Genomic DNA, 12095 nt, shown 5'->3' with positions numbered 1-12095 from the left:
CGCCGCTCCGGCTCCCGCGCCGGCACAGGCCGCCCCGGCCGAGGCGCCTGCCCCGGCTCCGGCCGCTGCGCCGGCTCCCGCTGCCGCGCCGGCTCCGGCTGCGGCGCCCGCGGCATCGGCTCCGTCTCTCTCGACCGACGAGGACAGCATCACCTACGTCACGCCGTTGGTGCGCCGCCTCGCACAGCAGCAGGGCGTCGACCTGGCGTCCGTCAAGGGCACGGGCGTCGGCGGCCGCATCCGCAAGGAGGACGTCCTGAAGGCCGCGGAGGCCGCGTCGGCTCCGGCTGCCGCGGCGCCCGCCGCGCCGGCTGCCCCCGCGCCGCTGGAGGTGTCGCCGCTGCGGGGCACCACGCAGCCCATGTCGCGTCTGCGCAAGGTTCTCGCGCAGCGCGCCGTCGAGTCGATGCAGTCGACCGCTCAGCTCACGTCCGTCGTGGAGGTCGACGTCACCAAGCTCGCGACGTTCCGCGACAAGGTGAAGGGCGACTTCCAGGCCAAGACCGGCGACAAGCTGTCGTTCCTGCCGTTCTTCGCGCTGGCCGCCGCGGAGGCCCTCCAGGCCTACCCGGTCGTCAACTCGACCGTGGACGGCGACCAGATCGTCTACCCCGCGACCGAGAACCTCTCGATCGCCGTCGACACCGAGCGGGGCCTGCTCACGCCGGTGCTGCGCGACGCGGCGACCAAGAACCTCGCCCAGATCGCTCGCGAGATCGCCGACCTCGCGGCTCGCACGCGTGAGAACAAGCTCAAGCCCGACGAGCTCGCCGGCGGCACGTTCACGCTGACGAACACCGGTTCGCGCGGCGCGCTCTTCGACACGCCGGTCGTGTTCCTTCCGCAGACGGCCATCCTCGGCACCGGTGTCGTCGTCAAGCGGCCCGGCGTGGTGACGGTCGACGGCAAGGACGCCATCTCGGTGCGCTCCTACGTGTACCTGGCGCTCTCGTACGACCACCGCGTGATCGACGGCGCCGACGCGGCGCGCTTCCTCGGCGCCGTGAAGTCTCGCCTGGAGGCCGCGCAGTTCGAGGGCCAGCTCGGCATCTGATCCCGCGCCCCCAGGGTCTACGGCTGCTGCGCGACGTCACGGACGTCGCGCAGCAGCCATTTCTCCTCGTGGCGCAGGATCACCACGAGCTGCGACGGGATGCCGCCCTCGTCCGGGTCCACTCGCACGACCGCGAGGTCTCCGAAGTCGTCGAGCATCGTGACCGTGCGCTCGTCCGCCGGCAGGTCGATGGCGCCGTCGGCGATCGCAGCACCATCGACGACGACCCTGCGCAGGCACTCCGCATCGGCTCCGCAGGCCAGCCTGGCGTCGAGCAGTCCACCCGCGATCGCGGCGAGGTCGGCCGGCGCCGCGGCCGGCGCGGCCGCCGCCTCCGCGTCGGTGCCCGGCGAGGCGCCGACGTCCTCGACTGCGTCCGCATCCAGCCCGGCGGCGGGGGCGGCGACCTGCGTCCCGGCGCCCGCCGTCGCAGCCGGCGTCGACGCGGCCGGTCCGCCGGTGGCCACGACGTCGGCGGATGGCCACAGGGCACCGCCCGCCAGCACGACGGCCGCGACGGCACCGGCCACCAGCCAGGGCGCCCGGCGGGAGGTGGCCCGAGCCGGCCGATCCCCCGGCCTCACCCGCCGCCATACGGCCGTGGTCGCGCGCGAGACGGTGTCGGCGAGCTCCTCGTCGACGCCGCGGAGCAGCGATTGCCACATCGAGCGCGGCGGCGGCTCATGCACGACGCGTGGGCGCTCACCCGCGGCGCTGCTGCGCGCCATGGCCTCCGACGCTCTGCGCGGGCTCAGGCTCACCGTGACGAGGGGCTCCGCTGGTGAGAGCGCGAACAGGGCGTCCTCGGCCGCGGCGAGCTCGGTGACCGATACCCGGTCCGCCCCGAGCGTGCGCACCGCGGTGTCCCACGTCCGCTGCATGACGGGGGGTGGGGTGACCCGTTCGAGGACCGCCACCGATGCGTCGAGCGCACGGTTGTCGGAGGCATCCGTGGCCAGCACCGGGCGACCGGCGTCGTCGAGCCACCACTGGCCGCCCGTCTCGGCCACGCCCGCCAGCTGAGCGCAGCCGCGCAGCACGCTGACACCGAGCGTCACCGCCTCGCCGGGGCTGAGCGGCATCCGCTCCTGACGGCGGCGGACGAAGTCGTCCAGTCGCTCGAGGCACACCGGGAGGACCGCATCGTGCCCGCCCGCGCGCCGGGTGACGTCGAGCGCGGCGAGCACGTGACCTTCCGGATCCGCCTCCCATCCGGCCCAGTCGGTTCCGAGGACCGCGGCATCGACCAGGATGCGGGAGGCGCCGTCGTCTGTGCGGACCAGGGTTCCGGGCCATGGGCCGTCCTCGTGCGCGCGCACGGCGCGTACGGCGCGGTAGGCCCGGCCCAGCGGCGCGTCATCGGTGTCCACCGTCCCAGCGTGGTCGTGCGCGCGGAGTGACGCGCTGCGAGCGGACGCCTCTGTGGACGAACGCCTTCAGCGCGGGTGTGGGGAGGAGCCGAGAAGGCACGCGCGAAAAGGTAGGCTGGAGGGCATGGCCGCGCGCAGTTCCGCCCCCGAGAAACGCCCTGGATTCTTCTCCCAGGTCCGCACCCTGTACACCTTCACGCAGAAGGAGTTCCGCTGGCTGCCGTTCCTGCTGATAGGCATCCTGCTCCTCGGCATCGCGGTGGGTGTGGCGATCGGGTTCCTCATCCCGCCGGTCGCGATCTGGAGCGTGATCCTCTGGGGTCTCACCGGCCTGATGCTCGGCGTGCTGGCGTCCATGATGACGATGACGCGCCTGTCGACCCAGGCGATGTACAAGAAGATCGACGGGATGCCGGGCGCCACCGGCCACGTCCTGTCCAGCTCGCTCGGCCGCAAGTGGTCGGCGAGCGAGATGCCGGTGGGCATCAACCCCAAGACGCAGGAGGCCGTGTACCGCGCGGTCGGACGCGGTGGCGTGGTCATCGTCGGCGAGGGGGCCCGCGGCCGGCTGACCCGCCTCGTCAACGACGAGCGCTCGAAGGTCCAGCGCGTGGCCGCCGGAGTGCCGGTGACCGTCTTCTACGTCGGCCACGGTGACGGCGAGGTCCCCATCGCGAAGCTCGCCCCCGCCATCAAGGCGCTGCCGAAGAAGATCGACCGCGCCACCATGGCCGCCGTCATCAAGCGCATCGACTCGGTCTCGCAGTCGCTGTCGTCGCTGCCCATCCCGAAGGGGATCGATCCGACGAAGGTGCGCGCGCCGCGCCCGCGCTGACCGCGCGGGGCCGCGGTCAGGCGCGGACGAGGACCGTCCCGGCGGCCTTGTCGTGGAGTCCTCGCTGGTCGGCGTCCCAGATGACGGCCGGGATGACGACGATCAGCAGCGCCGTGCGCACGACGGGCCGCCACAGGCCCACCCACGCGCCGTCCAGCCGCACCAGTCGCAGGCCGAAGAGCCGGTGACCCGGGCTCCCCTGCAGGGTCGGCAGGAAGACGAGCTGGATCGCGGCGAACAGCGCCAAGATCGCCAGCGGATCCCAGCCGAAGAAGCCCGAGATCAGGTACGCGGCGCCGTAGTCGATGAACAGCGCACCCACCCGTCGGCCGAGCCGGCCGATGGATCCCGTGCCCTCGCGGGGCAGTCCGAGCCGTTCTCCGGGGTAATCCTGCGTGCTCTGCGTCACGGGACAAGCGTATCCAGGTCCCCGTAACATGCCGGAAACACGAGTGATACTGCCGGGCAATCCCCTTTGGGTAGCTTGCCTGCAAGCCCGACCCGCACGGGCGGTTCCGAATGCCCTACCTCTGGAGTCTTCATGTTCAAAGATTCATCCGAGGTGCTGAAGTACATCAAGGATGAGGACGTCAAGTTCCTCGACATCCGTTTCACGGACCTTCCTGGCGTGCAGCAGCACTTCAACATCCCGGCCTCCACCGTCGACGAAGAGTTCTTCACGGTCGGCCAGCTGTTCGACGGCTCCTCCATCCGGGGATTCGCGAACATCCACGAATCTGACATGCAGCTCATCCCCGACGTGTCGACGGCGTACCTCGACCCGTTCCGCGAGGCGAAGACGCTCGTCATGGTCTTCGACATCTACAACCCGCGCAACGGCGAGATCTACGCCAAGGACCCGCGCCAGGTCGCCAAGAAGGCCGAGAAGTACCTCGCGTCGACCGGGATCGCCGACACCGCGTTCTTCGCCCCGGAGGCCGAGTTCTACATCTTCGACGACGTCCGCTACGAGGTGAAGCAGAACTCCAGCTTCTACTCGGTGGACTCCGAGGAGGGCGCCTGGAACACCGGCCGCGTCGAGGACGGCGGCAACCTCGCGAACAAGACCCCGTACAAGGGCGGCTACTTCCCCGTCTCGCCGGTCGACAAGACCGCCGACCTGCGCGACGACATCAGCCTCCGCCTCATCGAGTCGGGCCTGCACCTCGAGCGTGCCCACCACGAGGTCGGCACCGGTGGCCAGCAGGAGATCAACTACCGCTTCGACACCATGGTGCACGCGGCCGACGACATCCTGAAGTTCAAGTACATCGTCAAGAACGTGGCCAACGAGTGGGGCAAGGTCGCGACCTTCATGCCCAAGCCGCTCTTCGGCGACAACGGCTCGGGCATGCACACCCACCAGTCGCTGTGGCTCGAGGGCAAGCCTCTCTTCTACGACGAGAAGGGCTACGCACAGCTCTCCGACACCGCCCGCTGGTACATCGGCGGCATCCTGGCCCACGCGCCGGCGCTGCTGGCGTTCACCAACCCGACGCTGAACTCCTACAAGCGTCTGGTGAAGGGCTACGAGGCACCGGTCAACCTGGTGTACTCGGCCGGAAACCGCTCGGCGGCCATCCGCATCCCGATCACCGGCTCGAACCCGAAGGCCAAGCGGATCGAGTTCCGCGCGCCGGACGCGTCGGGCAACCCCTACCTCGCCTTCGCGGCGCAGCTCATGGCGGGCCTGGACGGCATCCAGAACCGCATCGAGCCGCACGAGCCCGTCGACAAGGACCTGTACGAGCTTCCCCCCGAGGAGGCCAAGAACATCCCGCAGGTCCCGAACTCGCTGCTCGACTCGCTCGAGGCGCTGCGCGCCGACCACGAGTTCCTGCTGAAGGGCGGCGTGTTCACGCCCGAGCTCATCGAGACGTGGATCGAGTACAAGATCGAGAACGAGATCCAGCCGCTCAACGCGCGTCCGCACCCGTTCGAGTACGAGCTGTACTTCGGCGTCTGACGTTCCAGCACGCGAGAGAGCCCCGGGAGACCGGGGCTCTTTCGCGTGGCTGACGGATGCCGTGACCCGGCGCGCGTGCTTATGCTGAACGGGCGCACGCGCGCCTCGTGACGAAAGCGAATCTCCGATGCCGACCGGCCGCTCCACACCGACGCGACGACGTCGCGCGCGCCGGCCGAAGGCGAAGACCTCGAAGGCGTCGGCGCGGCGGCGCACGGCGCGTGCCCGCCGCCGAGGCCGGTCCGTGCGGCGAGCCGGTGCCGCGGTCGCGATCGCGGTGACGGTCGCGGTGGTGCTCGCGGCAGCCGTGCTGCTCGGCGGCGGCGTGCTGGCCGGGGCGTTCGGCAGGGCCTTCGCCGCCGACGGCCGCGCACCGGCCCTCCCCGTGCCGCCGGCTGCGATCGCCGAACCCGCTGTCGCCGGCTACGGGCTCGAGCAGCTGGCCAACGCGTGTACCATCCTCGCCGCCGGCAGGGACCTCGGGTTCGACGGACGCGACCAGACGATCGCCGTGATGACCGCGATGGGCGAATCGTCGCTGCGCAACATCGACTACGGCGACTGGGAGACCAGCGGAGTGACCAACCCCGACGGCTCGCGCACCACGTCCATCGGCCTGTTCCAGCAGCAGGACTCCTGGGGGACCCGCGAGGCCCGACTCGACCCGTACACCGCAGCAGGCGTCTTCTATCGGGCGATGGCCGCGCGCGTTCCCGACAGGGCAGCGCTGGAGCCGACGCTCGTCGCCCACCGCACCCAGGTCAACAAGGACCCGTACCACTACGCGCGGTACTGGGACCGCGCCGTCCGCGTGGTGGCGGCCCTGGGGGGCGCTCCGCTGGACGGCGACCGCATCGACGGCATCCCGCTCTGTCCTGGCTCCTGAAGCTCGCGGCCGGCGCAGACTGCGGCCCGGCCCCTATCCGTAGAAGAGCTTCTCGAAGACGCGGCGTGCGCGACGGGTGGTGCCGAGATAGTCCTCTTCGACCAGCGTGGCCGACCGCGGCGGGTACTCGAGGAGGCGGCCGATCCCGTCGAGCTTCTTCCGGTCGACCGGCAGGACGTCGCTGGTCTGCCCGGACAGCAGGGTGTTCGCCGAGCGGAGCCGGCTGGACAGGCGCCAGGCCTCGGTGAGCCGGTCGGCCGCGCTCGTCGGGATGAGACCCGCCGTCTCGGCCGCACGGAGCGCGCGCAGCGTGGACGTCGTGCGCATCTCGGGGACGGCGTGCGCGTGCTGCAGCTGGAGCAGCTGCACCAGCCACTCGACATCGCTGAGCGAACCGCGGCCCAGCTTCAGATGCCGCGACGGATCGACGCCCTGCGGGAGGCGCTCGCTCTCGACCCGCGCCTTGATCCGCTTGATCTCGCGGACCGCGGCCGCGTCGATGCGCTCGGGGTAGCGCACCTGGTCGATGAGACTCGTGAAGTCGGCGATCAGCTTGACGCTCCCCGCGACGCCGCGCGCCCGCAACAGCGCCTGCGCCTCCCACGGCAGCGCCCAGCGCCGGTAGTACTCGGCGTACGCCTCGAGCGAGCGCGCGAGCGGTCCGTTGCGTCCCTCCGGACGCAGGTCGGCGTCCAGCTCGAGCGGAACACGGTGGTCCTCCGAGTGCGTCCGCAGCGCCGCGACGAGCTTCAGCGCGAGCTCGTGCGCCCGCTGGGGGTCGACGCCGTTCGCCCGGTAGACGTACATGACGTCCGCGTCCGAGCCGAAGCCGAGTTCGGCTCCGCCGAAGCGGCCCATGGCGATCACGGAGAAGTCGAGCGCCTCGTCCTCCGGCGGCACCACCTCGCGGCGCACCGCGCGCAGGGTCGCCTGGATCGTCACCTCGGTGATCGTGGTGAGCGCCTCGGCCAGCTCCTCGATCGTCATCGTTCCGAGAATGGCGCCCATCGCCACGCGCAGCTGCTCCCGCCGCCGCAGCGCGCGCACCGCGCGCATGGCGTCGAGCGTGGTGGCGTGGCGCGTCTGGATCGCGCGCGCCTCCTGCTGCAGCACCGCGCCCGACCGAGGGCGCAGCAGCTCGGGATCGTCGAGCCAGGCTGCGGATTCCGGGATCCACTCGATCAGCTCGCCCACGTAACGGGACCCCGAGAGGACGCGCGAGAGGCTCTCGGCGGCCCCCGACGAGTCCCGCAGCATCCGCAGGAACCAGTGGGTGTCGCCGAGCCGCTCACTCAGTCGGCGGAATGCGAGCAGTCCGTAGTCCGGATCCGCGCCGTCGGCGAACCATCGGATCATGACGGGCATGAGGTGTCGCTGGATCGTCGCCTTGCGGCTGAGGCCGCTGGTCAGGGCGGCGATGTGGCGCAGCGCGCCGGCGGGATCGGTGAAGCCGATCGCCGCGAGCCGGTCGTGCGCCTGCTCCGTGGAGAGCGCGCGCTCGTCGGCGGGCAGCGCGGCCACCGCGGACAGCAGCGGACGGTAGAACAGCCGGACGTGGATGTCGCGCACCTCGCGCTTGACGGACTCCCACAGCGACCAGACGCCGTTGCCGCTGTCGGCGAGCCCGCTGGCCCGCGCGAGGACGCGAAGGTCCTCCGGGCGCTGCGGCATGAGGTGCGTGCGGCGCAGCTGGCGCAGCTGCACACGGTGCTCGAGGAGTCGCAGCACACGATAGTCCCGGGAGAACGCGGATGCCTCGGCCCGGCCGATGTAGCCCTCGGTCACCAGTGCGGCGAGGGCGTCGAGGGTGCCGCGCTGGCGGATGCGGTCGTCCGTCAGCCCGTGGACGAGCTGCAGGAGCTGCACGGTGAACTCGATGTCGCGGATGCCGCCGGGACCGAGCTTGAGCTGGTACGGCACATCCGCGGCGGGGATGTGCTCGGTGACGCGTTCCCGCATCCGCTGCACGCTGTCGACGAAGTTCTCGCGCGCCGCGCTGGTCCACACCTTGGGCTGGACGGCCTCGGTGTACGCGCGCCCGAGCGCCTCGTCGCCGGCGATGGGTCGCGCCTTGAGCAGCGCCTGGAACTCCCAGCTCTTGGCCCAGCGGTCGTAGTACGCCAGATGGGAGTCCAGCGTCCGCACCAGCGCTCCCTGCTTGCCCTCCGGGCGCAGGTTGGCGTCGACCTCCCACAGCGGCGGCTCGATCTCGACCCCGCTGATGCCGCGCATCGTCTGCACGGCCAGTCGCGTGGCGATGTCGACGATCCTGCTCTCCCCCAGTTCCTGGACGGCCTCGTCATCACCGCCGGCGACGAAGATCACGTCGACGTCGCTGACGTAGTTCAGCTCGCGGGCACCGGTCTTGCCCATGCCGATGATCGCGAGCTCGGTGCGCGCCACCTGGTCGCGCGGAAAGAGCCCCGCCCCCACCGCGCCGCCGGACACCCGCGTGCGGGCGACGGCGAGGGATGCCTCCAGCGCGGCGCCCGCGGCATCCGCCAGCCGCGCCGACACGTTGGCGATCTCGTCGACGGGTGCAGGACTGAGCAGGTCGTATGCCGCGATGCGTGCCAGCATCCGCCGATAACGCACGCGCAGCGCCACCCAGGCGCTTTCGCCGCCCTCTGCGGCGAAGCCCTCCACCGCTCCCACCGACTCCAGCAGCGTCTCGCGCAGCTCTGCGCCGGTGGGAAGGCGTTCGCCCGCGGCGGCGAGCTCGTCGACCTCCGCGGGATGACGCAGGAAGAACTCGCCGAAGCCCGTCGATGCGCCCAGGAGCGCCCACAGGGCGCGCCAGGCGGCCGGATGCTCGCGGGCGCGCCGGACGGGGTCGGAGTCGCGGCGTGCCAGGCGGGTCACCCCGAACAGCGCCTCATCGGGGTCGGCTGCGTGCGAAGCGGCGTCGAGGACGTCGCTGCGCGGCGCGCCGATGAGCTCGGTCAGCTCCTCGAGCAGCGCCTCGGCCTCGGTGAGCCGGCTGAAACCCAATCGCGCGAGAGGGGTGAGGGATCCCGGACGTTCGCTCGCGGACATGCCTCGACCGGCCTCAGAGCATCTCGAGGTTGCTCTTGAGCTCGAAGGGGGTCACCTGGGAGCGGTACTCCTGCCACTCGCGCCGCTTGTTCAGCAGCACGTAGTTGAACACCTGCTCGCCCAGCGTCTCGGCGACGAGCTCCGACTCCTCCATGTACTCCAGCGCGTGGTCCAGGCTCGCCGGCAGCGGCGCATAGCCCAGCGCCCGTCGCTCGGCATCCGTCAGCGACCAGACGTTGTCCTCCGCCTCGGCGGGAAGCTCGTACTCGCCCTCGATGCCCTTGAGGCCCGCGGCGAGCATGAGCGCGAACGACAGGTACGGATTCGCGGCCGAGTCGAGGGCGCGGTACTCCACGCGCGAAGACTGCCCCTTGTTGGGCTTGTACAGCGGCACGCGCACCAGCGCCGAGCGGTTGTTGTGGCCCCAGCAGATGAAGCTCGGGGCCTCGTCGCCGCCCCACAGCCTCTTGTAGGAGTTCACGAACTGGTTGGTGACCGCCGAGATCTCGTTCGCATGGCGCAGCAGCCCGGCGATGAACTGGCGGCCGATCTTCGACAGCTGGTACTGCGCGCCCTCTTCGTAGAACGCGTTGACGTCGCCCTCGAAGAGCGACATGTGCGTGTGCATGCCGCTGCCGGGCTTGCCGGTCATCGGCTTGGGCATGAACGTCGCGTAGACGCCCTGCTCGATCGCGACCTCCTTGATGACCGTGCGGAAGGTCATGATGTTGTCGGCGGTCGTGAGAGCGTCGGCGTAGCGCAGGTCGATCTCGTTCTGTCCCGGGCCGCCCTCGTGGTGGCTGAACTCGACCGAGATGCCGAGGTCCTCGAGCATCCGCACCGAGCGACGCCGGAAGTCGTGGGCGGTCCCGCCCGGCACGTTGTCGAAGTAGCCGGCGGAGTCCACCGGCTCGGGCCCCTCGGCGCCGAACGCCGACGACTTCAGGAGGTAGAACTCGATCTCGGGGTGTGTGTAGAAGGTGAATCCGGCATCGGCCGCCTTCGCGAGCGTGCGCTTGAGCACGTGGCGCGGGTCGGCCACGGCCGGCTGCCCGTCGGGGGTGGTGATGTCGCAGAACATGCGCGCAGTGGGGTCGATCTCGCCGCGCCACGGCAGGGTCTGGAACGTGGTCGGGTCGGGATGCGCGAGCAGGTCGGACTCGTAGGAGCGCGTCAGGCCCTCGATGGCGGAGCCGTCGAAGCCGAGCCCCTCGCTGAAGGCGCCCTCCACCTCGGCGGGGGCGATCGCGACGGACTTCAGTGTGCCGATCACGTCGGTGAACCAGAGCCGGACGAACTTGACGCCCCGCTCCTCGATGGTCCTCAGAACGAAGTCACGCTGCTTGTCCATCGCGTCCTCTCCGGTGCCCGAACCGTCGGCAAGACCGCGGTCGAAGCCAGACTACTGGTCGTCGGCGGGCTCTCCTGACACGCCCGTGCCACCCCAGGAATCCTCGCGGGCCTCCTCCTCCGCCCACGCACGCGAGCGCCGGCGCATGACCTCGGGAGCCTCGGCGGCCTCCTCCGGAGTGTCGAAGGGACCGGCCCGGTCCACCGAGGGTGACTCGAAGCCCTTCTCGACCTCGCCGGTGCGGAGGTTGTACCAGTACTTCTCGCTGCCGTTCGTCATCGTGCGCTCCTCTGGATCGCGGGCAGTTCGCCGTCAGGTCGATCCTACTGACGGGGCGCGTCATCGTCCGGGATCACGATCGGTAGGCTGACGGCATGGCATCTGACGCGGCACGCGCCGTCGGCGTGGACATCGGCGGCACCGGCATCAAGGCGGGGATCGTCGACCTCGAGCGTGGCGAACTGATCAGCGACCGCGTGAAGGTCGCGACCCCGGAGGGAGCGCATCCGCCGGATGTCCTGGCCGCGGTGACCGAGGTGCTCTCCACGCTCGGCGTCGCCGACGACCCCTCGGTCGCACTCGGCGTGGCATTCCCCGCCATCGTCAAGCACGGGCGCACCCTGTCGGCGGCCAACGTCTCCGAGCGGTGGATCGACTTCGAGGCCGAGAAGTTCTTCGAGGACGGACTCGGTCGCGACATCCACTTCGCCAACGACGCGGATGTCGCCGGGATCGCCGAGGTGCGCTACGGCGCGGCCAAGGATCAGCCGGGTCTGACGATCCTCACCACGCTCGGCACGGGGATCGGCTCGGCACTGCTGTACGACGGCGTGCTCATCCCGAACTCCGAGCTCGGCCACGTCCAGCGGGCGGAGCACGGCAAGGACGCCGAGGCGTACGCCGCGTACTCCGCGATGGAGCGCGACGAGCTGTCGTGGGAGCAGTGGGCCGAGCGGCTGCAGTGGTACTACAGCTACATCGAGTTCCTCTTCAGCCCCGACCTGTTCGTCGTGGGCGGCGGCGTGAGCAAGCACGCCGCCAAGTTCCTGCACCTCCTGCAGCTGAAGACCCCGATCGTGCCCGCCGTGCACCGCAACAACGCCGGGATCATCGGAGCGGCCGCGCTCGCGCGCGGCTGACCCGATTCGCCGCACCCGCGCCCGGTGCGGTCGGGTCGTCCGGTCGAGCGGATCCCACGGACGAGCTCTTCGGAGGCGAATGGGCCGGCCTGTACGCCGGGTTCTGTCCGGGGGCCGAAGCCCCGTAGACGGTCATCTCTCTCGGCGACACGTTGCCGTGCCGCTCCAGCGGCCTACCCGGGGACTCGGCGGGCCGCGTCGTCATCCCCTGTCTGGCCTTGCTCCGGGCGAGGTTTGCCGTGCGGGCCGTGTCACCACGACCCCGGTGGTCTCTTACACCGCCCTTTCACCCTTACCCGGCCGTAGCCGGGCGGTCTGCTCTCTGTGGCACTGTCTCGCGGATCGCTCCGGGTGGGTGTTACCCACCGCCCTGCCCTGTGGAGCCCGGACGTTCCTCGGCGCGGAACGGAGATCCGCCCGCGACGCGACCGTCCAGCCGACCCATTCGCGTCTGGCAG

10 protein-coding genes and 1 other RNA gene are annotated in these 12095 nt (G+C 70.8%); 5 read left to right on the top strand and 6 right to left on the bottom strand.

The window, feature by feature from the left end; all coding sequences use genetic code 11:
* Positions 1 to 1054: 2-oxoglutarate dehydrogenase, E2 component, dihydrolipoamide succinyltransferase (gene sucB / locus V6R91_RS22430; RefSeq protein WP_336397121.1), on the top strand; the 1054-nt coding region annotated here is incomplete at its 5' end.
* Positions 1055 to 1071: 17 nt separating this feature from the next.
* On the opposite strand, the gene V6R91_RS22425 is transcribed toward sucB, so the two are convergent.
* The gene (locus tag V6R91_RS22425) at positions 1072 to 2424 is read right to left on the bottom strand and encodes a hypothetical protein (protein ID WP_336397120.1); all 1353 of its coding nucleotides are present in this window, start codon (positions 2422 to 2424) and stop codon (positions 1072 to 1074) included.
* A 124-nt stretch (positions 2425 to 2548) separates the two neighbouring features.
* Here V6R91_RS22425 and V6R91_RS22420 point away from each other — a divergent pair, with 124 nt between their 5' ends.
* Positions 2549 to 3259, top strand: a complete 711-nt coding sequence (locus V6R91_RS22420; protein WP_336397119.1) for a DUF4191 family protein — start codon at positions 2549 to 2551, stop codon at positions 3257 to 3259.
* A gap of 16 nt (positions 3260 to 3275) precedes the next feature.
* On the opposite strand, the gene V6R91_RS22415 is transcribed toward V6R91_RS22420, so the two are convergent.
* Positions 3276 to 3668 (bottom strand): RDD family protein, encoded by a 393-nt coding sequence (locus V6R91_RS22415; protein ID WP_336397118.1) that lies wholly within the window; start codon positions 3666 to 3668, stop codon positions 3276 to 3278.
* A gap of 132 nt (positions 3669 to 3800) precedes the next feature.
* On the opposite strand from V6R91_RS22415, the gene glnA (V6R91_RS22410) reads away from it, so the two are divergent.
* Both glnA (V6R91_RS22410) and V6R91_RS22405 read left to right on the top strand, forming a co-directional pair.
* Entirely contained in the window at positions 3801 to 5225 is a 1425-nt protein-coding gene (glnA, locus tag V6R91_RS22410; RefSeq protein ID WP_336397117.1) for a type I glutamate--ammonia ligase, read from the top strand.
* Between the two features lie 244 nt (positions 5226 to 5469).
* Entirely contained in the window at positions 5470 to 6111 is a 642-nt protein-coding gene (locus V6R91_RS22405) for a peptidase M23 (protein WP_336397116.1), read from the top strand.
* Between the two features lie 33 nt (positions 6112 to 6144).
* Here V6R91_RS22405 and V6R91_RS22400 read toward each other — a convergent pair whose 3' ends face one another.
* The 3 genes from V6R91_RS22400 to V6R91_RS22390 are packed head-to-tail and all read right to left on the bottom strand — an operon-like array spanning position 6145 to position 10777.
* Complete coding sequence (locus tag V6R91_RS22400) at positions 6145 to 9147, bottom strand: bifunctional [glutamine synthetase] adenylyltransferase/[glutamine synthetase]-adenylyl-L-tyrosine phosphorylase (protein ID WP_336397115.1); 3003 nt, start codon at positions 9145 to 9147, stop codon at positions 6145 to 6147.
* A gap of 13 nt (positions 9148 to 9160) precedes the next feature.
* Positions 9161 to 10498 (bottom strand): type I glutamate--ammonia ligase, encoded by a 1338-nt coding sequence (gene glnA / locus V6R91_RS22395; RefSeq protein WP_336397114.1) that lies wholly within the window; start codon positions 10496 to 10498, stop codon positions 9161 to 9163.
* 51 nt (positions 10499 to 10549) lie between these two features.
* Positions 10550 to 10777: an SPOR domain-containing protein gene (locus V6R91_RS22390; RefSeq protein WP_336397113.1), complete on the bottom strand. Its 228-nt coding sequence runs from the start codon at positions 10775 to 10777 to the stop codon at positions 10550 to 10552.
* Between the two features lie 95 nt (positions 10778 to 10872).
* Here V6R91_RS22390 and ppgK point away from each other — a divergent pair, with 95 nt between their 5' ends.
* Entirely contained in the window at positions 10873 to 11637 is a 765-nt protein-coding gene (gene ppgK / locus V6R91_RS22385; protein WP_336397112.1) for a polyphosphate--glucose phosphotransferase, read from the top strand.
* Positions 11638 to 11713: 76 nt separating this feature from the next.
* On the opposite strand, the gene rnpB is transcribed toward ppgK, so the two are convergent.
* Positions 11714 to 12081: RNase P RNA component class A (gene rnpB, locus V6R91_RS22380), an RNA gene on the bottom strand.
* Positions 12082 to 12095: the final 14 nt, after the last annotated feature.

The organism is Microbacterium sp. CCNWLW41 (assembly GCF_037083505.1).
The sequence above is the reverse complement of the archived record's forward strand: the minus strand, read 5'-3'. Positions and strand labels throughout refer to the sequence as shown.